16 protein-coding genes are annotated in these 23505 nt (G+C 55.2%); 4 read left to right on the forward strand and 12 right to left on the reverse strand.

Features of this window, described 5'->3' with window-relative positions:
* The first annotated feature begins 108 nt into the window (after positions 1–108).
* On the forward strand, positions 109–1017 hold the full coding sequence (locus LBW89_RS08950; RefSeq protein WP_225039011.1) for a DUF4405 domain-containing protein: 909 nt from the start codon (positions 109–111) through the stop codon (positions 1015–1017).
* A 72-nt stretch (positions 1018–1089) separates the two neighbouring features.
* Here the strand turns inward: LBW89_RS08950 and LBW89_RS08955 are convergent, their stop codons facing one another.
* Together LBW89_RS08955 and LBW89_RS08960 are read right to left on the reverse strand one after the other, a co-directional pair.
* The gene (locus LBW89_RS08955) at positions 1090–2238 is read right to left on the reverse strand and encodes an SGNH/GDSL hydrolase family protein (protein ID WP_412066997.1); all 1149 of its coding nucleotides are present in this window, start codon (positions 2236–2238) and stop codon (positions 1090–1092) included.
* Positions 2239–3666 (reverse strand): O-antigen ligase family protein, encoded by a 1428-nt coding sequence (locus LBW89_RS08960; protein ID WP_225039013.1) that lies wholly within the window; start codon positions 3664–3666, stop codon positions 2239–2241.
* A gap of 233 nt (positions 3667–3899) precedes the next feature.
* Here LBW89_RS08960 and LBW89_RS08965 point away from each other — a divergent pair, with 233 nt between their 5' ends.
* Entirely contained in the window at positions 3900–4892 is a 993-nt protein-coding gene (locus tag LBW89_RS08965) for a copper amine oxidase N-terminal domain-containing protein (protein WP_225039014.1), read from the forward strand.
* Positions 4893–4998: 106 nt separating this feature from the next.
* On the opposite strand, the gene LBW89_RS08970 is transcribed toward LBW89_RS08965, so the two are convergent.
* The 4 genes from LBW89_RS08970 to LBW89_RS08985 form a co-directional block, all read right to left on the reverse strand.
* On the reverse strand, positions 4999–7383 hold the full coding sequence (locus tag LBW89_RS08970) for a phosphoketolase (protein WP_225039015.1): 2385 nt from the start codon (positions 7381–7383) through the stop codon (positions 4999–5001).
* Positions 7384–7867: 484 nt separating this feature from the next.
* Positions 7868–8593, reverse strand: coding sequence for a GntR family transcriptional regulator (locus tag LBW89_RS08975; protein ID WP_213509024.1), 726 nt, complete (start codon positions 8591–8593; stop codon positions 7868–7870).
* 86 nt (positions 8594–8679) lie between these two features.
* Positions 8680–9657, reverse strand: coding sequence for an SMI1/KNR4 family protein (locus LBW89_RS08980; RefSeq protein ID WP_225039016.1), 978 nt, complete (start codon positions 9655–9657; stop codon positions 8680–8682).
* Positions 9658–10062: 405 nt separating this feature from the next.
* Positions 10063–11115: an elongation factor G gene (locus LBW89_RS08985; protein ID WP_225039017.1), complete on the reverse strand. Its 1053-nt coding sequence runs from the start codon at positions 11113–11115 to the stop codon at positions 10063–10065.
* Between the two features lie 363 nt (positions 11116–11478).
* Between LBW89_RS08985 and LBW89_RS08990 the strand changes: the two genes are divergently transcribed.
* Positions 11479–14214, forward strand: coding sequence for a glycoside hydrolase family 9 protein (locus tag LBW89_RS08990; RefSeq protein ID WP_225039018.1), 2736 nt, complete (start codon positions 11479–11481; stop codon positions 14212–14214).
* 45 nt (positions 14215–14259) lie between these two features.
* The gene (locus LBW89_RS08995) at positions 14260–17295 is read left to right on the forward strand and encodes a glycoside hydrolase family 48 protein (protein WP_225039019.1); all 3036 of its coding nucleotides are present in this window, start codon (positions 14260–14262) and stop codon (positions 17293–17295) included.
* A 76-nt stretch (positions 17296–17371) separates the two neighbouring features.
* Here the strand turns inward: LBW89_RS08995 and LBW89_RS09000 are convergent, their stop codons facing one another.
* From LBW89_RS09000 to pnuC, 6 genes are all read right to left on the reverse strand, one after another.
* Positions 17372–18511: an amidohydrolase family protein gene (locus tag LBW89_RS09000; RefSeq protein ID WP_148453763.1), complete on the reverse strand. Its 1140-nt coding sequence runs from the start codon at positions 18509–18511 to the stop codon at positions 17372–17374.
* 585 nt (positions 18512–19096) lie between these two features.
* Entirely contained in the window at positions 19097–19918 is an 822-nt protein-coding gene (locus tag LBW89_RS09005; protein ID WP_225039020.1) for a TIGR02452 family protein, read from the reverse strand.
* A complete protein-coding gene (locus tag LBW89_RS09010; RefSeq protein ID WP_213506643.1) occupies positions 19908–20480 on the reverse strand; it encodes an NADAR family protein in 573 nt (190 codons plus the stop codon). The genes LBW89_RS09005 and LBW89_RS09010 overlap by 11 nt, the downstream gene beginning before the upstream one ends.
* Positions 20477–21373 carry an NUDIX hydrolase gene (locus tag LBW89_RS09015; protein ID WP_225039021.1) on the reverse strand — a complete coding sequence of 299 codons (897 nt, stop codon included), beginning with the start codon at positions 21371–21373 and terminating at the stop codon, positions 20477–20479. Before LBW89_RS09015 ends, LBW89_RS09010 begins: the two co-directional genes overlap by 4 nt.
* A gap of 34 nt (positions 21374–21407) precedes the next feature.
* Positions 21408–22418, reverse strand: a complete 1011-nt coding sequence (locus LBW89_RS09020; protein WP_225039022.1) for an AAA family ATPase — start codon at positions 22416–22418, stop codon at positions 21408–21410.
* Positions 22415–23092, reverse strand: a complete 678-nt coding sequence (gene pnuC, locus LBW89_RS09025) for a nicotinamide riboside transporter PnuC (RefSeq protein ID WP_225039023.1) — start codon at positions 23090–23092, stop codon at positions 22415–22417. Before pnuC ends, LBW89_RS09020 begins: the two co-directional genes overlap by 4 nt.
* Between the last annotated feature and the right edge of the window lie 413 nt (positions 23093–23505).

Genomic DNA, 23505 nt, shown 5'->3' on the forward strand with positions numbered 1-23505 from the left:
TCCGACCTCTCCCCCAACACCTCAGGGCGTTTAAGATTCACTTAAGGTTAGCGGCGTATTTTTAGGGGACATATCACTTACATTACAACCGGGGAGGATTAAGTCCAAATGATAACATCCAACGGAGCAGGCAAAGAAACCAGAAAAAAAAGCATCACGTATTTTAAATTCGGCTTGGATCTCATCATGGCACTGACGTTTGTGCTATTTTTTAACAAGCAGGTTCTCGGGGGGCTTACGTTTCATGAAATGGCGGGGATCGGTTTTGCCGCGGCCTTTCTGACCCATATGGGACTCAATTGGAGATGGATCGTCAGGGTGACGTCGAAGTTGTTCGACCGCAAGCTGCCGCTGAAGACCAAGTTCAGTTACTTGTTGAATCTCGTGCTGTTGTTGTCCATGACCTTTGTAATCGTCTGCGGGCTTTTTATTTCCAGGGTCGTCTTTCCCGCGCTTCGCGTCGGCAACGAGCCATGGTTCAAAGTCGCGCACATGTCCGTCGCCTACTTGGTGCTGATCCTCGTCGCGGTGCATATCGGCTTGCACTGGAAATGGGTCGTGGGCGTCTTCCAGCAAATCGTCCGCTACCGTATGAAAAAGCCCTTCCCCGCCATGGCCGCAAAGCTAGCCGCGGCCGCGCTGCTGGTGTTCGGCTGCTATCAAATCTATACCTCGAACTTCGCCATGCATTTGCGGGGTGTTGCCCAGGTAGCCGGCTTCTCCACCCCGTCGGTGCACGCGGGCGGACGGGACGGCGGACGGCCGGAAGGATTCGGGACGGCCGCTTCCATGCAAAGTAAGGGGGAACACGGCGGATTCGACCGAGCCGGCCGCGAAGGCGGATTCGAGGGTAGAGGCGGAGGCGCCGGGCAGAACGTTTTTGGCGTCGTCGGTGAATACCTCGGTATCATGTCTGTGTTTATTATCATCGTTTACTACCTGGATCAATGGCTTCTAAAGCGGAACGCCGCAAGGAAGAAGCGGCGCCTCCAAAAAGCTGGCCCGGCCGGTGCGTAACGGATGCAGAAGAAAGTACAAGATCCATGGCGGCCACCTGTTCATGGTCAGATCACGGATCCCCTAAATAACCTAACCCTTCAAGATCCCGCCCAGATAGCCCGACAGCGCCTCGGCGGCCTTGGCATGCGCCCGTTTCCCCGGGTGCGTACGGGCGCCGACGGTTTCGTCTGTCGTGTCGGGCAACTGGAACACGGAAACCCGGCGGTCTCCCGTAGCCCGGATATACGCATCCACCGCCCGGTAAATGGACGGCATCAACGGAAGCCCCAGCATCCCGTACACCCAGACGATGTGGGCGTGCTTGTTATTTTTCCGCAGCTTTCCAAGAAAGCTCTCCACCGCCCGCTCGAAAGCGCGCAAATCCTCCTCGTTGTACGTCCCGTCCTCATTCAAACGCTGCTTATGCGCTTCTCCCGTAACCGGGTCTCTCCATGCCGGATTGTTAAAGGCCCCGGCATCGTTCGTCCCCAGATTCACGATCACCGCGTCCGGCTGCCAGGACGCAAATTCATGTTCCCGAAAAGCACCCAGCGCTTCGTTCCTGGCCCCTGTCAGAAGTCCGCAGACCTGCTCGTAGTAAGCCGGAATCACGTTTCGGGGGTTGTTGTCCCAACTGGTGAGCACGCCCCAGCCGCTCTGGGAGATCACGCGGTATTCCGCGTTCAGCGCCTCCGCGGTCATGTACGTGTAATTGTCCACGGCGCTGAACCACATCGGAATCCAGTCCTCCTCTGTCCGGGCCCCGACCGCTCCCTCGCCGGATGTAATGCTGTCGCCGATAAACTCGATCTTGACCGGCTTGTCTTCCACAGGCGCAAAGGTCCCGTCAAACTTCACCGCGTGAATCCGTAAAGAGCAGCCCGGGTCCCCGTTCATGGCCTGGACGTCTTTGACGACCCGGACATTTTTGACCCTGTCGGGGTTCATCCCCCTAAAAAGGCAAACCCAATATCGTCCCTTGGTCAGCATCTGCCTGCTCACAGCCGCGGAGTTGATCAGCACGGTGATCCAGGACTCGTACTGATCATAATCCGCTTCCACCTCGATCCAAAGCTCGGACCCCTTGGCGTTGAGTTCTATGCCGCTGCCCGTCCAGAACAGTGTCAAGGGCGCAAGGTCTCCGGTGGTCCGTCCATGAACCTTCAAATTCGCGATTTCCGACAACGCGTACGGCTTCAACTTTTTCTGGTCCTGATCCTTCAAACTCGTCTCCTCCATTCAAATTCTCGGAATTGATGATTTCGCTTTATCCTGCGTTTCCGCGGCCATTCGAATCGTTAAAAAGCAATACAGGAGCATACTCATAGACGGAGCGCCTAAAATAAAGGGGTTGAATTGGGAGGCGACGATGATGGCCACCACCAGATAAAGCGCCCCGGCCGCCTCCGCCGCTTTGTTCTTGACAAACCAAACGACAAAGATGAAGAAGGCCGCCCAACCCGCAACGCCCACTACCCCGATTTGAAGCAGCAGGGAAGGCAGCAGCATTTCATATAAATAAGGTTGCTCCATAGAGCTCCTCAACAAATTTTCCGTGTAGCTCCCATAACCGAATCCGATCCAGGGACTTTCCCGCCATTGCTCCAACAGAGCCCGGGTTTGCACCAAACGGGTGTCGTTGGCCCTTTTCGTTCCCTCCAATTCGTCGGTAAATCGCAGTTCCTCATTGACGCCCTCTTGAATGCGGATATCCCCCTCCTTAATGGCGCTTGTACTGTTCACCGCGAAGGTGTTCTGGATTCTGGTGAATAGATAGTTGTCCAGCAGAATGGCATTCAGGATATAGCCGCTAACCACGGCTAAACTTAGGCAGACGACCAACTTTTTATAGTGAATCCGGCCCTTCATTCGGTTGCGGAAATAAAACAGAAACAGAAACAAAAATCCGAATAACAACCCCAGCCACAGCGATTTGGTCAACGTCAGAAACAGCGCCGTGAGGCCGAGCAGATAAAATAGGCATGTCCTCGGGGTCAATTTGCTCTTATGCGTAAAATAAAAGATCATCAGCAAATACAAGGACGTCGGATAAATGATCTTGAAGTAATTCATCGGATACATGACCGGCGGGCGTTCGGAATGCCCCAGCGTTAAGGAACGGAGCGTTTCGAAAAAATGAATGGCGAACGTAGCGTCGCCGTAGATTTTTTCACCCGTGTACAAAAAGATGTGCAGCAGAGCCAATCCGGCGAGACAGAACTTGATCAGGGGCTCGGCCCGATGCAATCGGATGTACCCGATTCTCATCAGAATCAGCAGCGGAAAGTACAGCAGCAGCAAGGTTGTCGATTTGACCTGTTGCAGCGCCATTTCGACGCCGTACCCGGAAAAGGCCGGAATGATAAAGACCCAAATGGCATTGAACAATAAGAATAAAGCGAGCACGAGGTCAAAAGGATTCAACATCCCCCACACCGGCGCTTCGCCGTCTCCATGGACCCAAGTTAATTTCTTTGTTGCCGCAGCATGAACGAGCATCCCGCAAAGCGCCGCGAGAAATAAAGCATAGGTCAGCACCCGGACCGGAATTTCCCCGACCAGCAGCAGTTTCCCGTTATAGCCCAAAATAAGCTCGCCGATAAATAGAGCGGTGATGACGGTTAGCAACAACCGCGGCATTTTTTTCAATAGATGCGATCTGCCCATGGTGATCAATGCCTCCAATGTAAGTCCAAGCGGACGGATCTGAGTTGTCTGAATTGAGACCTCCCCTTATTCTAGCAATTTAGGTACCGCCGCACTATGGGGGTAAATTCCAGGAATTTAACCGATGTGGGTGAAATCCCCTTTTTTCCGAAACTCTATTCTATACATATCCGTCTATATTAATAGACTCTCTATTTCGACGTAGTCCCACAACATAAAAAGGGGTGCACGCTATGAAAAAATGGATGGCTGCGAGCGTTGTTTTGGCCCTGCTGGCTGCAGGGGGCACGAACGTTCACGCAGCGGCACAGCAGGCTTCGCCGCAACTGGTGATCAAAGGAACCCCGGTCAAGTCGGACGCGGCGCCTGTAATAAAATCGGGACGCGTGCTTGTCCCGATTCGGGTGGTGACGGAAATGCTCGGCGGGAAGGTGACCTGGAACACGCCCGAGCAGACCGTTTCCCTCCGGAAGTGGACGGACACGATTCAACTGACGCTCGACAAACAGACGGCGGTCATCAACCGCCCCGGCGAAAGCAAGCCGGAAACCCGGCAACTTGAGGCCCCAGCCAGGCTGGTGAACGGCCGGATCTATGTACCACTGCGGTTCGTGTCGGAAGCGTTCGGCTACCCGGTGGATTGGGACGGGACGACCGCCCGTGTAAAATCACCGCTCAGCATGAAGGAACAGGAAATCCTGGCCTCCGGTTCGCTGGAGGATGCCCGGCAGCTGGTGAAGAAGCAGTTGCTGTCCGGAACGGTGCGCTACAAGCATGAGGCGTTGGTTTACAGCTATGAAAGCGAGTATCGTGAGACGACCTTCCTGTTTCCGGAAGGGGAGGCGCTTCGCGGCTATATGATCCAGGGAGACACCATCATGCGGTTTGAGTTCAAGGAAGATTTCCCTGTGGCCGTTTGGCAGGCCCGCGTCAAGGAAGGCGATAAGACGACCTCGATCCTTCAGGGGCATTGGACAAAAGCCATAGGCGAAAATCCTTCGATCAAAAAAGCCTTTTTCACTTACACCTCCGGCGGCTGGGGAGACAGCTTCAACGAGGAGACCGGCTGGATCGATCCGCAAGGCGAATACTCGCAGCTTGGCTACAAACGCCTGGTCGGCGGAGAAGCGGAAACGGCCCACGGGACGATCGCTTACGCGCAAACCCATGAGAAGCGGCAAGAGACCGTCAAGTTCAATAAGACGGGCGGCGCGGGCAACCCTTGACGGGAATGCGGCAAACAAGCTCGCGAGGCGGACGCTCCGCCTGCCATATAAAAAAAGTGCCCTGTCCGATACGTTATCGGAATCCGGGCACTTTTATTTTTTCAGCTTACTTCAACGCCTTCCAAACCCAACCCTCTACCTCCGGCAAGTCAAACCCTTCCTCCCGGATATACTCGTGATGTTTCTTCAGCATGGCGTCCATCTCCTCGACGATCGCGGCGTATTCGCCGGCGTCGGGCAGATTCAGCACGGCTTCCTTCACCAGGTCGAAGCGGTCCATCTGGTTCAGCACGCGCATATCGAACGGGGTTGTGATGTCGCCGTTTTCGCGGTAGCCGTGCACGTGCAGGTTATGGTTGCGGCGTTCAAAGAACAAGTCTTTGATCAAGCCTTCGTAACCGTGGAAGGCGAAGACGACCGGTTTATCCCGCGTAAAATAGCGGTCGAATTCGTCGTCGGACAAGCCGCGCGGGTCCAGCTTCCGGCTTCTGAGCTTCAGCAGGTCGACCACGTTGATGTAGCGGATTTTCAGCTCCGGCAGCTTCTCATGCAGCATCGAGATCGCCGCCAGGCTTTCGATCGTCGGCTCGGTGCCGGCGGAAGCGAAGACGATATCCGGCTCTCCGCCTTGATCCGTGCTGGCCCAGTCGATCACCTTCAAGCCTTTCCTCACCAGCTCCTGCGCCTCTTCCGCCGTAAACCATTGCGGACGCGGGTGCTTGGACGAGACGATCAGGTTGATCTTCTGGCGGTCGTTCAGCACCGTGTCGAACACGGCCAGCAATGTATTGGCGTCCGCCGGCAGATACTCCCGGATGAATTCCGGCTTCTTGTCGGCCAGATGGCCCAGCAACCCCGGATCCTGGTGCGTGTAGCCGTTATGATCCTGCTGGAACACCGTCGACGTGGCCACAACATTGAGCGAAGAAATGTCCGCGCGCCAGCCTTGATCGGTCGCCTTGCGCAGCCATTTGAAATGCTGGGTCAGCATCGAATCGACCACCCGCAGGAACGCTTCATAGCTGGCGAAGAACCCGTGGCGGCCCGTCAGGACGTAACCTTCGAGCAAGCCTTCAGCCTGATGCTCGGACAGTTGGGAATCGATAACGCGGCCGTAAGACGCCAGGAACTCGTCGTTCGGTTCTTTGATGGCGTCCAGCCATTGACGTTTGGTGACCTCGAACACCGGGCCCAACCGGTTGGACATCGTTTCATCGGGCCCGAAGATGCGGAAGTTCCGGTTCTCCTCGTTGATCCGCACCACTTCGGCGATGTACTTGCCCAGCACGGCCATATCCTGCGCAATTACTTTGCCCGGAACGGAGTTATCCAGCGCATAGTTGCGGAAATCCGGCAAGCGCAGGTCTTTCACGAGTTTGCCGGCATCGGTGACCGGATTTTTGCCCATCCGCCGGTCGCCCTTCGGCAGGATTTCGGCGATCTCGGCTTTCAAGCGCCCGTTTGCGTCGAACAACTCTTCGGGACGGTAGCTGTTCATCCACTCCAGCAAAGCCGGGGCATGCTGCATGTTCTTTTGATCCGCCGGAATCGGAACCTGGTGAGCGCGGAAGGAGTCTTCGTTCGGCACGCCTGCCCATTCCTTCGGCCCCGTCCAGCCTTTAGGGCTGCGGAACACCAGCATCGGCCAGGCCGGACGGGCGGGATCGTTGTTTTTGCGCGCATGGCTCTGAATGCTATGAATCCGCTCAATGATCGCGTCCAGCACGAGAGCCATTTCCTTATGCATCCGCGCGGGGTCTTCCCCTTCGACAAAGAAAGGCTCCCAGCCCATGCCCTTAAAATAGGCCGTAATCTCCTCTTTCGATTGACGGGAAAGGATCGTCGGGTTGCTGATTTTGAAGCCGTTCAGATGCAGGATCGGCAGCACCGCGCCATCCGTAATCGGATTGATGAACCGGTTGGAGAACCACGAAGCGGCCAGAGGTCCGGTTTCCGCCTCGCCATCGCCCACCACGACCGCGGAAATCAAATCCGGGTTATCCAAAATCGCGCCGACGCCGTGGGAAAGCGAATACCCCAGCTCGCCGCCTTCATGGATCGATCCCGGCGTCTCCGGAGCCGCATGGGAAGCTACGCCGCCCGGGAACGAAAATTGCTTGTACAGCTTTTTCAAGCCGGGGATATCCTGCGTGATTTCGGGATAAATTTCCGTATAGCTGCCATCAAGGTACGAATTGGACACCATGACCTGGCCTCCATGGCCCGGGCCTTCGATGTAGAACATGTTGAGATCGTATTTCGTGATGATCCGGTTTAAGTGCGCGTAGATGAAGTTCTGCCCGGGGATAGTTCCCCAGTGCCCGATCGGTTTAAGCTTCACGTCCGAAGCTTTCAACGGTTCCCTTAACAGCGGATTATCCTTCAAATACAGTTGCCCGACGGAAATAAAGTTCGCGGCGCGCCAATAAGCGTCCAGCTTCTCCAGATACGTTTTTGACGAGTAGTCCAGTTGTGCGATGGGTACTCCCATGTCATTCACTCCTATCTCTTTGTTCGTTCATTTGTGAAACATTTCACCTATGTATCTATCATAACGACTTTTTTGAAAAATGATACGGTCCAATTTTGTGAAAAGATGAACATACTATGAATTTTGGTTGAACCAAAGCCGATCATAGCCACCCGTCAGACAACCTTGGTAACATAGAATTCCTGCAAATGTGCATGTTTTTTTCTTGTTCGGGGCCCAAAATTTTAAAATTCCTGCGCATCTGCAGGAATTTTCGACGAAACCGGCTCGTTTCTCTAAAATCGCTGGAAATGCCTGCAGATTTGCATCTTTTTTCTCATCCCCTCGGGGATCGGCCTAAATACCTGCAGATTTGCATCTTTTTGGAGTTGGGAGTTTGGAAGCACTTCAGGTGCCTCTTTGTATGTGACATATCACTTTGACTAGCCATTAAGACCGTTTCCTTTCGTCATAAAAAAAATAAGACCGAAACCAAGTTTCAGCCTTATCGTTGCACCGATACAAATGTATTGAATTTCATATATTTGTAGTGGAAGCGCATATGGGAAAATTCAAACGGCGTGCCGTTGTCGAGAAAAAAGACCCCTTCCATGATACCGACGGGTTCGTGTTCCCGCAAGTTCAGCAGTCCCCGGTCTTCCGGCTGGGAAGGCTCCGCAAAAATCGATAGAAAGGACTTGGTTACGGCCATATTGTGCGCTTCTTCCAAGTAGTTGAAGATCGAGCCTTCGATAATCGTCTGGTTCAAATTTTGCACGATTTTGATCGGAATGTAGCCGGTCTCGATCATAAACGGCTCCTCATCGAACAGGCGCAGGCGAACGATTTTATATACAAAATCATGCGGCTCCAGAAACAAATCGCGCTGCAACTCCTCCGTCGGCGAGACCACTTCGAAGCTCAGCACTTTGACTTTCGGCTTTTTTCCGTCCATCTGAAAATTGTCCGTCACGCCCAGATTCGAACCCTCGTAATTAAAAATCGACTCGTTCTTGAGATACAGCGGATTGATGAAGGTCCCGGAACCGCGCTTCTTAAAAATAATCCCATCGCTCTCCATCTTCGCCAGCGCCCGTTTCACGGAACTGCGGCTCACCCGGTACGTCTCGCTAAGACTCCGCTCGTCCGGTAATCTCAGGTCCGCGTACCTGCCTGCGTGGATGTTCTTCTTCAGGTCATCGATTAATTGCTTATAGATCAATGGTGGCATACTGCTCTCCTTTTCAAAGGTACTTCATTAGCTCCGGTCAGGAAGAAAAACAAACCCGCCCGAATCGGGGCGGGCCTGGAGCAACCCTACATCGTCGCCTCTTCCTTCAATCCGCGGATAAAGCTCTCGAAATCGGGGGCGAGCCGGGTGATGCGGTTGTTTTCTTTTTTATCCACATGAACCACTTCAGGTTCGCGGTCATTTCCGGATTCCCGGTAATCCAGCATGACCACTTCATACGCGGAAGGGCAGTCACAAATGACAACCCCGATTTCGGGATAGCCCCCTTGCTCGATCAGCGTCCGGCTGCCCGCTTCGCCGCACAGTGAGTGCTTCTTCGTCCGGCCGATGCCCAGAATCCCCGAGATTTCGATCGCATCCCTGCCGGCACCGGATTCGGTCGGATCCACCGGGAACAACCGCTGGCGGGGAACGCCTCCGTTATGCTGTTTCATCATCTCTACGTAGAAGGCCGGCAGGCGGAAGACCAGTTCTTCCTCCACGGAAGTCACCAGTTCGTCCGTCGGCGGCTCGGACACATACTTCTCCAGCGCCTCCGCGCTGTCTTCCCAGAAGCCCGTCGTATCGATGTCGGCGGCGTCCGGCCGCCCTGCGGTCGCTCGGGCCTTCTCGCCAAACCCGCGCTCCTGCGATCCAGGTTCATCCGGCTCGCCCCCCGGTTCCTCCCCGGACTCTTCCGCCGACACGTCCTCGGCAAGCTTGTCCCGGATCCAGCCGAGGAATTCCTGCGTATCCTCATCGCCGGGATCCAGGCGGTCCGCGGTTTCAAAAGCGCGCAAAGCCTCCTCATACCGCTCCAAATAGTAGTAGGCCAGCCCGATGCGGTAATGCCACAGCGGGTCCTCTTGCCCCTCCTCCGCAACCGTCAAAAACTGTTCCACCGCTTCGTCATACCGCTCAAGGTTGTTCAGCGCCCGCCCCAAATGGCTGACCAGGGTGTAGTCCCGTTCCTCCGCCGGTACCTCCATAATGGCATCGACAATCTTCTCGAACTCGTCCTCTTCGTGCCACGCCTCCAATTGGGCGATCAACTCTTCATTCATTCCAGTTGCCTCCGTTTCTTCGTTTTAAGTAAATAGCCATACAGTCTGAACTAAACACCCTTCGTCAACATTCAACATTGTAGATATCGAGCGCCGCTGTAGAGAGCATCACACTTAACTGCTATATTAACTGGAAAACCTCCCGTTAATATACCGTCTTTGACACCTTAAATCCGATTTAGCTGGAAAATCTCCATCTATTTCGCGATCCAATCGCCGGCATGCGCCGTTTCAGGCAAATTACCGGGAGGTTTTCCAGCTAATGCACCCCTGCGGCCGCTTAGGCCCCAAATTAACGTGAGGAATTCCCGTTATTTCAACTAAACCATTGGCGTTGAGCAAGAGTGTGATAAGAACACTTCCCGTCGATGTCTTTTATACTGATCAATAGCTCAGTCTTTATGGCTAATTCTCCTCGTCCAACTCCTCTTTCCATTGATCCATATCATAAATGATTTTGAACTTGTTCACAGGGGCGGCGTTTTCCTCCAGAGGAGCGTATCCCCCTATTTTCATGGAAAGATCCATTACTAGCGGGTGATGGTGCAATTCCTCCAAATGATCCATTATGGCGGATAGTCTGGCTTTCAAAGCCAAACGACAGCTGTCCCCCTCCCCTAGGGAACTTACATGTTCCCCCGCGTCCAACCAACGATTTTCCTCCAAAAAAGCTGTGCCGCAGGTTAATTCCACTTCCATCACCGGCTCGAATATCCGCCAATCCGCCTTCTTTAAAGCCGCCATAAGCGACCCTCGGGCTCCCGCAATATAATAGTAGTCGCGAAAAAAGCACATCCTGCAATACGTCTTCGTGACCTCAATCCCGCAGTCCGGCAGCGGATACCCCAGCGCTACTCCCTCGGTCTGGAACTTTATGGAAAAGCACTCCAACGATTTCAGAAACAGCCGGTATCCGAGCTCCAAGCCTTCTTTATCATCCTTATGACAGCAATAACTTACGATCTCTTCGTCGGTCACTTTAAATCCGAAGTCATATCCCGCACCGATCTCCCGCGGTTTCAGCTCGATCTCCACGCTCGCGTACAAGTCGTTAAGGCTGGTCACTCTGGATGTACCGCCGCCAAGTATTTTATGTATATCCCCTGTGAATTCCCTGTACAAGATGCAGGGATTCTTGAGGTTCAGCTTCACACCTTGTCCCTTCATAAAGTCGCGGATTCGCTGGAGATGTAAATAGTCATTCCCAATAAAAACGATGTCGGTATACTTCCTTGCCCCATCTTCCGGGAGGACGAAGTAAGCGCCGATCACGACGTCCTTGTCGTGTTCCCGAAGGCGTTTTATGCGATCAAGGATCCCGTCCCGTTGTTCGATACTTTGCGGAAATGACAGGGCAGCGCCCAGGTACTTCATGTTCAAATCCGGCAGCAGGCGCCTTTGCTCGTCCAAATAGGCCGCCGCTCTTTCAAATTGAACCCTTCGTGAATTCCCGCTCAATCCTCATTCCATCCTCTCCTCATCCCCTATTTCCATCATATAGGAGCTTGGTCCGCCAGGCAAATGAGCAAAAGGAAAAATAATTAATTGCTATGAATAGAAAAATTTTACTGTAAACTCTAGAAATCTATTCCATTACTTGTTATATTATGGACAGGGACCATAGTTTAGCTATAAGCTCCCAGTCAGCGCGTCCATCACTCTAGAACGAAAGTGAGGTGAACGGGCTGTTTTTGTTCTAACGCAAGTGATACTCCAGATAGGCAGCATCTCGAGTCAGAAGAGAAGTACAGCTGGTTCCGACTTGTAAGAGGCGATTCGTTTGTTTAAGTAGGATCACATCCGAAGGAGATGAAATCTGCTATGGGCAAATGGGTAAGGAAAGGCGGGATTTTTTCTTTCAGCTTTTTGTTAGCGCTTACAACCTATTCGGGATGGACCTCTCTCACTCCCGTCGCCGATGCGGCGGCATCCGATTACAACTATGCCGAAGCGCTGCAGAAATCGATTTATTTCTATGAGACGCAGCGTTCGGGAGCGCTTCCCGAGAATAACCGCGTGGAGTGGCGCGGCGATTCGGGAATGCAGGACGGGGCGGATGTCGGCCATGATTTGACGGGAGGTTGGTATGACGCCGGAGACCATGTCAAATTCGGTTTTCCGATGGCTTCCACCGCAACAATGCTCGCATGGTCTGTTTATGAGTACCGGGAAGGATACGAACAGTCCGGACAGCTCGATGAAATATTGGACAACATCCGCTGGGCGACGGATTATTTCATGAAAGCCCACACGGCCCCGAACGAACTGTGGGGACAAGTCGGCAATGGGACGGCCGATCACAATTGGTGGGGACCCGCCGAGGTCATGCCGATGGCGCGGCCCGCATATAAAATCGACGCGTCCAAGCCCGGCTCCGATCTTGCCGGGGAGACCGCCGCGGCGCTTGCCGCAAGTTCCATCATCTTCAGAGACAGCGATCCGGCTTATGCGGATAAGCTGCTCCGGCATGCCAAGGAATTGTACGCCTTCGCCGATCAGTATCGCGGCAAATATTCGGACAGCATTACCGATGCCCAACAGTTTTACAACTCCTGGAGCGGATATGCCGATGAATTGAGCTGGGGCGGCGTATGGCTTTATTTGGCCACGGAGGACGAAACTTACCTCGATAAAGCGATCGCCGCGAGCGAGCTGTGGGGCACAAACCAGCAAGGGGAATGGGACTACAAGTGGACGCACGCCTGGGACGACAAGCATTACGGCGCTCAACTGCTGCTGGCCCGGATTACCGGCGATCCCAAATTCGTCCGTTCTACGGAAAAAAACATGGAATTCTGGACCACCGGCGTTTCGGGTACGGGCGAGCGCGTAACGTACACCCCCGGCGGCCTTGCGCATCTCGATCAATGGGGGGCCCTTCGTTATACGGCAAATCAAGCCTTTCTTGCTTTTGTCTACTCCGACTGGGTCAGCGATCCCGTGAAGAAAATAAACGCGCGTTCATTCGCGGAGCGGCAAATCCTGTACATGCTCGGCGATAACCCCCGCGAAAGCAGCTATGTGGTCGGCTTCGGCAACAATCCGCCGCAGCACCCGCATCACCGCACTTCACACGGCTCCTGGGCGGATAACCAGAACGTGCCTGAGAACCACCGCCACATCCTGTACGGGGCGTTGGTCGGCGGCCCTTCCCAAACCGACGCGTACACCGATTCCATCGGCGATTACGTATCCAACGAGGTCGCAACCGATTATAACGCCGGATTTACCGGGGCGCTGGCTAAAATGATGCTGCTCCACGGGGAGGGCAGACAGCCTCTCTCTAACTTCCCGGCTCCAGAACAGCGCGAGGACGAGATGTTCGTTGAAGCCTCGGTCAATGCCAGCGGCAGCAATTTTGTGGAAATCCGCGCCTTGTTGAACAACCGTTCCGGCTGGCCGGCCCGCGCCAGCGAGAACATGTCTTTCCGGTACTACGTTGACCTGAGCGAAGCCGTGGAAGCCGGATACGGACCGGAGGATATCACCGTAACGGCGGGGGGCTACAATCAGGGAGCCACGGTATCCGAGCTTCAGCCTTACGATGCGGACCGGCATATTTATTACACCACCGTCGATTTCACCGGTACACGGATCTACCCGGGCGGGCAATCGGCCTTCCGCAAAGAGGTGCAATTCCGGATCGCCGCGCCGCTAAACACCAACTTCTGGAACAACGCCAACGATTTTTCGTTCCAGGGCGTAGCCAGCGGAGGAGCGGCCCCGGCCAAGACGCCGTATATCCCGGTGTACGACGGAGGGCGTCACGTTTTCGGCGAACATCCCGCGGGAGGCGGGAATCCGGGTGAACCCACGGTGCCCGCCGCGCCGCGAAACGCCAAGGCCGTGCCGGGAGACGGGATCGTCCGGCTGTCCTGGAACGCCGTAAGCGGCGCCGCCGATTATCTGGTCAAGCGGTCGCTGACCAGCGGCGGCCCTTACGAGACGGTAGGAACGACGACGGAACCGGCCTTTACCGATGACGGAGTCATCAATGACACGACGTATTATTACGTCATCACCGCCAGAAACGACGTCGGCGAAAGCCTTCCCTCGGCCCAAATCAGCGCCAAGCCGCGCACCGTTCCCATTCCGTCGGAAGGCGACCTGGTCGTCCAGTACCGGAACAATGACGCGAACGCCGGCGACAACCAGTTTCGGCCGCATTTTCGCATCGTGAATACCGGCGATGAAGCGGTGGCGCTCAGTGATCTTACCTTGCGTTACTACTACACGATTGACGGGGAGCAATCCCAAGAATTCCATTGCGACTACGCCGCCGTCGGCAGCGGCAACGTCAACGGGCGGTTCGTCAAAATGGATTCCTCCACAGACGGCTCGGACTATTATCTCGAAATATCTTTTGCGCCGGGAGCGGGCAATTTGGAGCCCGGCGGCGACACCGGCGAAATTCAGGCCCGCGTCAACAAAACCGACTGGAGCAATTTCAACGAAAGCGATGACTACTCCTACAACGGGACACAGCAAGCTTTCGGCGATTGGGACAAAGTCACGCTTTATCGGAACGGAACAAAGGTTTGGGGCGTCGAGCCTTGAGTCTTTTCCAAAACCCTATAATCGAATCGAAAGGATGATGTAAGGATGACGCATTGGACAAGGTGCAGGAAACCTGCTTCGATCCTGATGACCGTGGTTTTATTCTTTTCCGTTGCAACGACCGGCGTGTTCGGGTTCGGAACGACTCGGGTCCAGGCCCAGGAACCGGCTCCCGAACAGGCTGAGGCATCGGTGCAGGCGGCTTCCCCGGAGGAAACGCGGTTTCTCCAGCTGTATAATCAGTTAAAGGACCCTAGTAACGGGTATTTTTCACCCGAAGGCATCCCCTACCATTCCGTGGAAACGCTGATGAGCGAAGCTCCCGATTACGGGCATATGACGACCTCGGAGGCTTACAGTTACTGGCTGTGGCTCGAGGTGCTGTACGGGCACTATACGGGCGATTGGAGCAAGCTGGAAGCCGCCTGGGATAATATGGAGAAGTACATTATTCCGGTCAATGAGGGCGACGGCAAAGAGGAACAGCCGACGATGAGCTACTACAATCCGAACAGCCCGGCGACGTACGCTGCGGAGTATTCGCAGCCGGACCGGTACCCCAGCCAGCTCAGCGGCCAATACGCGGCCGGCAGAGACCCGCTGGACGCCGAGCTCAAGGCCACATATGGAAACAACCAGACTTACCTGATGCATTGGCTTCTGGACGTGGACAACTGGTACGGATTCGGCAATCTGCTGAACCCCAGCCATACCGCCACCTACGTGAACACGTTCCAACGCGGGGAGCAGGAATCCGTGTGGGAAGCCATTCCCCATCCTTCGCAGGACGACAAGTCCTTCGGCAAACCCGGTGAGGGCTTCATGACCCTGTTCACCAAGGAGAATCAAGCTCCGGCAGCGCAGTGGCGTTACACCAACGCGACCGACGCCGATGCGCGGGCCGTTCAGGCCATGTATTGGGCGAAGGAGCTCGGCTACGACAATGAGGTTTATCTGAATAAAGCCGAGAAAATGGGCGATTACCTCCGCTACGGCATGTACGATAAGTACTTTCAGCAAATCGGCAGCGCGGCGGACGGAAGTCCGGCGGCGGGCACCGGCAAGAACGCCAGCCACTATCTCATGGCCTGGTATACGGCCTGGGGCGGCGGTCTCGGACAGTCGGGCAATTGGGCTTGGCGGATCGGGGCCAGCCACGCGCATCAAGGATACCAGAACGTGGTGGCGGCTTACGCCCTCTCCGATCCGGACGGCGGGCTGATTCCCGACTCCCCGACAGCCGGGCAGGACTGGGATACCTCGCTGAAGCGGCAGTTGGAGTTCTATACCTGGCTGCAATCCGCCGAAGGGGCGATCGCCGGGGGAGCGACGAACAGCTGGGATGGCGCGTACAAAGCATATCCAGCTGGAACGAGCACATTCTACGGTATGGCTTATGACGATGCTCCGGTTTATCATGACCCGCCTTCGAATAACTGGTTCGGCATGCAAGCCTGGCCGGTGGAGCGGATCGCGGAATTGTACTATATCCTGGCCTCGAAGGGGGACACTTCGTCCGAAAACTTCCGCATGGCCAAGCAAGTGGTGACCAAGTGGATCGACTGGTCGATGGATTATGTATTTGTGGATCAAAAGCCGGTAACCGACGCGGACGGGTACTACTTGGACGAGCAAGGAAACCGCGTGCTCGGCGGACAGAATCCGCAAATCGCCACGGTTTCGGCGCCCGGCGACTTCTGGATTCCGAGCAACCTCGAATGGGAGGGCCAGCCGGATACCTGGAACGGCTTCGGCAATCACACGGGCAACCCCGGTCTCCGCGCCGTAACCAAAAACCCCGGGCAAGACACCGGCGTCCTGGGCAGTTACATTAAAGCGTTGACCTTCTTCGCGGCGGCCACCAAGGCGGAGAACGGCAGCTATACGCCGCTTGGCGGAGAAGCCGAGCAACTGGCCAAATCGCTGCTCGACACGGCTTGGGGGCATAACGACGGCGTAGGCATTACGAAGCCGGAGGCGCGCGCCGATTACTACCGCTACTTTACGAAGGAGATCTATTTCCCGGCGGGCTGGAGCGGCAAGAGCGGCCAAGGCAACACGATCCCGGGAACGAACACAGTTCCTTCCGATCCGGCAAAAGGCGGCAACGGCGTTTACGCCAGTTATTCCGATGTCCGTCCGGACATCAAGAACGATCCCGCCTGGTCCTACCTGGAAGACAAATACAACACGTCCTGGAATCCGCAAACGCAGAAGTGGGAGAACGGCGCGCCCGAGTTCACTTACCATCGCTTCTGGTCCCAGGTCGATATGGCCACGGCCTACGCCGAATACGACCGCTTGATCAACGGCGGCGGTGGCGGTCCGGTCGAGCCGGTAGCCCCCAAAGCTCCCGGTAATTTGAAAGCGGTTCCCGGGGATGCGCAAGTCTCGCTGACGTGGAGCAAATCAAGCGGCGCGGACAGCTACACCGTGAAGCGGGCTGAAACCAGCGGCGGTCCTTACACGAACGTCGCCACGATCTCCGAGACGTCCTATGTGGACCTTGATGTCGTCAATGACACGACGTACTACTATGTGGTCAGCGCCGCCAATGAAGTCGGCAGCAGTCCCGATTCCGTCGAGGTCAGCGCCAAGCCGACGGAGGCGCCGACGCCGGTTGAAGGCGATCTCAAGCTGCAGTACCGCACGAATGACACGAATCCCGACGATAACCAGATTCGGGCGCAGTTCCGAATCGTCAACACCGGGGAAGAAAGCGTGGCGCTCAGCGATGTGAAGCTGCGTTATTATTTCACGGTCGACGGCGACCAGGCCCAGCAGTTCCACTGTGATTACGCAGTCATCGGCAGCGGCAAGGTCACCGGCTCCTTCGTGAAACTGAATGAGAGTAAAGACGGTGCGGACTATTACCTGGAGGTCGGCTTCACATCCGATGCGGGAACGCTCGCACCGGGCGCGGACACCGGCGATATTCAGGTTCGCTTCAACAAAGCCGATTGGTCCAACTACAGCGAAGCGGATGATTTCTCTTATGATGGAACCAAAACCGCTTATGCGGATTGGGAGCGCGTTCCGCTGTATTTGAACGGCAGCCTGGTTTGGGGGCTTGAGCCTTAAGCCGCCGCTTACGGAAAAAGCAAGAGGGTCATCCGTCGGGATGACCCTCTTCGCTTTTTAATAGGCCATACTGCAGCTACGGGGCTGATTCCGTTAACTTTGTCAATTCAAAGATCAGCTCATTGGCCATCCGCTTATTCAACCGATACGTTTCGAATCTTCCGGCTTTGGCGGATAAGGTCTTGATCGTTTGGATCTGCGTCTCGGTCGGGGGCTGCCGCTCGATCAGACCCTCGTAATTTTGATAAGCGACCTTCAGCGCCGTTTCCGGGGAAAGCAGATCGATCGTTTCATATAACGCTTTCGCCGCTTGTTCCGTCGTCAAGCCAAATCCGGCATCGGTCGACAGCATGAAGCGGTCGGGGTATTTTTCCATCAGCGGCACGAAGTCCTCCAATTTGTTGGTGCTCTCGGGATTATAGGCCGTAAACCCGGCAAAAAAATCAATATACAAGTTCGGATGCTTGTTTAATAGCGGTTCGATATTTTCCGGAGGGTTATATGCGTTGGCATGTCCGAAGATGATGGCGGTATCCGGATGCTGATCCAGGGCTTCCTCCAGACGGGTGATCGGCTCGCCGTTCGGCGGGTCGATATGCAGCAGAATCGGCACTTGGTATCGGGCCGCCAAATCATATATCTTCGGGAAATTCCCGTCGTTCGGATGCTCCGCCTTCCAGGCCACCCGGGAGACCGTTTGCGAATAAGTCGAAGCGGCGGCCACCTCCCCGATGTTCAAATAGCCCTGTTCCAGGTTTTGCTTAACGATGGACACCCCCTCCTCTTCATAGATCGGAAATCCCGCAAAGGAAGGGTATACGCTCGAAGGCGCTTGCTGATATTGCTGCCAGGCCAGTTTATCCGTTTGCTGGGCGCTCGGCTCCGATATATTTCCGAATAACACGAGGCGGTCGATGCCGTATTCCCCCCACTTCCCGATCGCTCCCGGGTCGGAGGCATCGTGATTATGAATGTCGATGACCGTAAGATCCTGATAGATTTCGTACAGATCTTTATTCGAGTCCTTGTTTTGGTTTTTCCTCAGGCTTTCTATGAAAGCCCCCTCCTCCTTGGGGGTATATTCGGTCAATGGTTCGACCCTGACCTCGGTCCCCTTCTTGTTCCCCGTAGTCTCCTCTGATGACGTGCATCCCGAGAATAGGACAGCAGCGAGAGTTAGCGCACATAGGGCAAAACAACGCACCGTTTGAGGCATAGGCGTTCCTCCGTCTGGATTTTTTTTTGGATCACATAAAGAATGGGGTAGTCTGTCTGATATGCATAATTCGTGAAATTTTCGTCTCCATTTGGAAGCGCTATCAAATCCTATCAAAAATATATCTCATGGAGCCGCGAATTTCCACCTAAATTTGGAAGTATGCCCTGAAATGACCTCCAAGGTGGAAGCTCGCTATTTGAGCAGACGGTAATGCCTCATCGGCCAACCTTGTTTTTGTAGATATAATGTCCCACCCTCGGAGTCTATACCATTAACGGGAAAATCTCCTGTTAATATACCGTTCTTGGCTTTTCGAGCAGATTTAGCTGGAAAAGTTCCATCTATTTCGCGGCCCTATTGCCGCAATACACCATTTTAGGCGAATTAACGGGAGGTTTTCCAGCTAATTCGCCCTTGCAGCCGCATACGTACCAAATTAACGGGAAGTATTCCCTTTAATTCAAACCAAACATTTAGTTGTAGATCAAAAGTGCGAGAAGAGTACGGTACAAAAAAAGGAGAAATCGCCGAACGATTTCTCCCTCCTACAACATGAGCATCCCCGCTATCGGGCAGCCTTAGTTAGAACGTATTTTCAAAAGCCGTGATGCAGGCCCCGCCCTTCGAACGGTCCAAGACCGAGAAGCGGATTTCCGCAAACAATGTCCCAAAGCCCTCGTCATCCAAAAGCTCCCGCCACCATCTCGCCACCTTCACCGGATCGTTCCGGAATACGCCGCAGCCGTAAGCGCCCAGGATGAGGTTCCGGTCGCCCTTATGGGCGAAGATCGCCAAGGCCAGCCGCATCCGGTCTTTCATAACGCGCTCCGCCTCCAACGGGTCCTCCCCTTTGAGCAGAACCTGCCCGTAGTTCACGGCGGGCAGCGTCAATACCGACGCCGTGACCGGCCGCTCGATCAGCTCGAACCTCGGGTCGCGGAAAAACACCACATCCGGCGAATAGATGGCATGATCGGTATACATCATGGTTCCGCAGGCCCGATTGGCCTTATAGTAGCCTTCGTTTCGCAGCTGCGTTTCGTACAGACCGCTGGAAGCGGCCAGGCTCTCCTCCTGGGCCATCGCGCCGTTCAGGAAGCCGCCCCCGGGGTTTTTGGCGCTGGCGAAGTTCAGCACGCCAACTTGCTCCTTTCCGGCTTCCGCAAAGCCCAAGATCGCCTTCACCGTCGCCTCGTTGGCGACGGAACGCGCGGCGGCCTGCGGCAGCCTCGGCAGCCCGGCGCTTGCCCGCACCAGCTCCGCCCCCCGTTCGGGGGTGATCAGCTCGCTGTTCTCCTCCGAATGCTTCTGCGCCGCGGCAAAATCCACCCGGCGCCCCTCATATTCATAGAACCCTTGCCGCTGAATCCGCAAGGTATCCTCGGCAATTCCTTTACGCTTCATTACCGTTCCCTTCTTTCAATAATAATTCGTCACGCGCTTCGGTCAGCGCAAAGCCCAGCAGATTCCGCCCCCGCCATTTCACCGGGTTCTCCGCGTCCGGGTTTGATTGTCCCATCCCGATCCCCCAAATGCGGTCCCGCGGACTGGCCTCGACCAGAATGCGGTTTTTCGTCGCTTTGAGGTAATCGCCGAGCTCAGGATTTTGCGAAAATTTGGCCAAGCTGCCTCTTTTCACTATGCCGTAGCACGCGCTGTCCCAAATCTCCTTGTCAAAGTTGCGGACCGCTCGCCCGTAAGCCTTCATCTCCTTCGGATGCTTGGCCCCCAGGATCGCCTCCAGCATCTCGCCGTCCCCGAACAGCCGGGCTTTCTCGGCCATCATAAACTGCTCGGCACAGGAATACTTCGTGCCCTCCACCTCAAACGGGCACATCCACCATTGGCTGAAGCAGCTCTTGTCGACGCCTCCATTCTTCGGCGGGGTATGGCCCCAAAAGAATACAAACTTGAACGTTTTCCCTGCGTTATAGGCTTGTCTTAATTCCTCGATATTGTAAATCATCGGTATCCCTCCAAATTCCTCCGATACAAGCGGGAGGGCCGGTGTCCCGCATTTTCGGTATAATGGTCCGTTTCCGTCACAAGATCCGCGACCTTCCGGCGGAAAGCGGCTTTTAGCAGCTCTCTATCCAAAATGACCTCGTACACCTGCTGGAGCTCCGTCAAAGTGAACAGCTGGGGCATTAAATGCAGAGCGATGTCGGTGTAATTCACCTTTCCGCGCAGCCGCTCGATGGCGCAGGCAATGATTTTGGCATGGTCAAAAGCCAAACCGTCGTTGGCAACAATCGCATAAGCCGTCCCCGTCGAAGTCGGCCTGGCTGTCACCGTTCTCGCCACGACGGCCGTAAGCTCCTCTTCTTCGGCGCTCAGCTTAAGCTCGTACTCCAGCGTCTTCACGTATCCGCCCTCTTCAAGCAGTTCCTTCCGTTCCCGCAGCAGCTGGTAGGTTACCTTGAACCAGGCGGCCTCGGCCGCATCGTCCCCCGCCTTAAGCTGGAACTGGTCGCTATTGATCAGGGCCATATAACTGCAGCTCATCACCCAGGTGCGGGGGTCCCGCCCGATATCGCTAAAGGTATACAGCTGCTCCAAATACACGTCATCCAGGCCGGTCTCCTCGCGCAGCTCGCGCGCGGCGGCCTGCTCCGTCGTCTCGTTCGGGCGGACGAAGCCGCCCGGCAGGGCCCATTTGCCCAGGAAGGGATGCCCTCCCCGGCGAATGAGCAATATGCGCAGTTCCTTCTCCGGAAGCTTGCGGTAGCTGTCCGCCTGGGCGTCCGTCACGGTAAAAATCACCATGTCCGCCGCCACCGACGGGCGCTCAAAGTCCCCAGCCCGGTACTGCTCCAAAAACTCGCGTTCCGTCAGTCCGTCGCGATCCTTCAAATCCATCGGTTCCGCTCGCTCCTTCACTCTTTTTCCATGGTCAGTTCAGCATTTCCCCAAAGTAGTTGCCGTAAGGCTGAAACTTCGCCAGCACCTCGTCAACCTTGCGCATCCGCTCCTCCAGGCTTCCCCGCAGCGAAATGTAGGGGATCCGGCGCTCCTTCAAATCCGCGATAATTTGCTTGTGAAAAACATGCCGCTTCTGATCCCCGCTGCGATCCCAGGTGTCGTCGTAAGGAATGTCGTCTTCGCACAGGAAGAACAAATCGTAGCGCTGCGCGTTTTCGAGCGCGATCCGGGTCAACAGCTCCGGCGCCCGGCCGTGGTAATCGAGCGCGAACATGTACGTCGTAATCGCATTGGTGTCGACGAAAAGATACCGGTTCGCCTCAAGCACAGCCCGCTCCTCCCGCTCGATATGCCCGACCGCGATTTCATTGAACGCCTCGAAGCCGATTCGGCGGTCCACCTGATGCTCGGTCCAATAGTCGCGGCCGTATTCGCTGGCAAAGGTTGTCTTGTACCGCAGGGCCAGCGCCTCGGTGATCGTCGATTTGCCGGTCGACATCGCCCCCACGAACACCACCTTCGTAATTAGGTCCCGGTACACGACATCACTTACGAATTCCCGGTACTTGTAAGGGTCCGAACGCACCATCGTCGCCGAGACCGGGACCCGTAAGCGAGCTTCGTCCACCCGCCGGTCCACCGCGCCCAAAGCGATGCTCATGTGCTCGCCGTAGAACTCGCTCGAGTAAAAGTGCGTTACCTGCTCTCCCTTCAGCAGGCCCAGAATATACTGCTCCTCCCGGATTTCGTGTTCCCGGTCGTCGGAGTAGCCGTCCGGGCCGTCCCAGGCTTCGATCACCCGCACGTCCGGGTAAAGACGGCGTATCCAGTTCGCCCGGATATGAAGCGGGATCGGCGTGACGGTCGTCTCATAGATCACGACGATCAGTTCGTCGACTTCTTGCAGCGCCGTCTCGATCATGTATTGGTGCCCTTTATGCAGCGGGGCGAATTTCCCCAGCGTCAATCCCAACGTCTTCATGCATACGCCTCCTTGGCCCCTTTGTTCCAGTTGTAATAGCCGTATCCCGCATTGATCAGATAGGCGCTCCACATGACGATCATCAGCAGACCGTCCGGACTGCCTTCAACCATCCGAATCACCCACAGCAGCACCGTGAACATATTGAGTACAATGTAGAACAGCCATTGCTCTTTGAATCGTCTGACCATCAAAAACGTCGCCACAATGGACAGCACCGTCGTAATCGCATCGATATAAGGCGAGTTCTGTCCGGGAATGAACGAGAGCCCGAAGCCCAACAGCAGGCAGCCTGCCACAGAAACCATGCCGACCCCAAGCAATCCTTGGAGCTTCATCTGGCGCATGGCCAGCTTGCCGCCCTGACGGTTGTTCTTCCACATGTAAAAGCCGACGACATTCATGGGGACAAAAAACAGCAGGTTTAGCATAACCTCCCCGAACAGCCCGTTGACATAGGACAAGTAGGCGTAGCCGACCGTGTTATACATGCCAAACACATAACTCATCAGGCTCCCCTTGGCCGCCAGCACCACGCATAGCACGCCCGTAACAAACACCGTAAATCCGAACAAGGAGTCCTTGGATATCACCGTGAATCCTATAGCAATGGAGGTAAACAGAACCAGCCATGCGATTTCAAACAAGTTCCAGCTGCCCGTAAGCTTCTTCACCTTGCATCTCCTCAGCTTTCTTCCGCTCACGCTTGGAGCCAAACTCAAATTGTTACTTAGTATAAAATTGATAATAACAATTTGTTACTATCAAAGATAACAGAAGAACCCGCGGATGGCAAGTAAAATTTTCCTTTCCGGGTGACGAGAGGGCCTGGGAGGACCGGCAGAAGCAGCGGCTGGTATGACTTTGGGTAAGTGAGATGTGGTTGTGTGGGATGTGTGTATCTGGGATGTGTTATGTGGGCTGTGCTATGTCGGCTGTGCTATGTGGGATGTATGATCCGCGCCGAATTAGCGGGAAAATCTCCAGGTAATTTTGCTCCAAAAGCGTACAGGCCGCGATTACCTGGAAAACCTCCCGTTAACCAAGCTTCCTGGGGGGTCATTATCGTGGATCAGGCCGAATTAAC

It is taken from the genome of Paenibacillus sp. alder61, assembly GCF_020179875.1.
GTDB classification, from domain to species: domain Bacteria; phylum Bacillota; class Bacilli; order Paenibacillales; family Paenibacillaceae; genus Fontibacillus; species Fontibacillus faecis.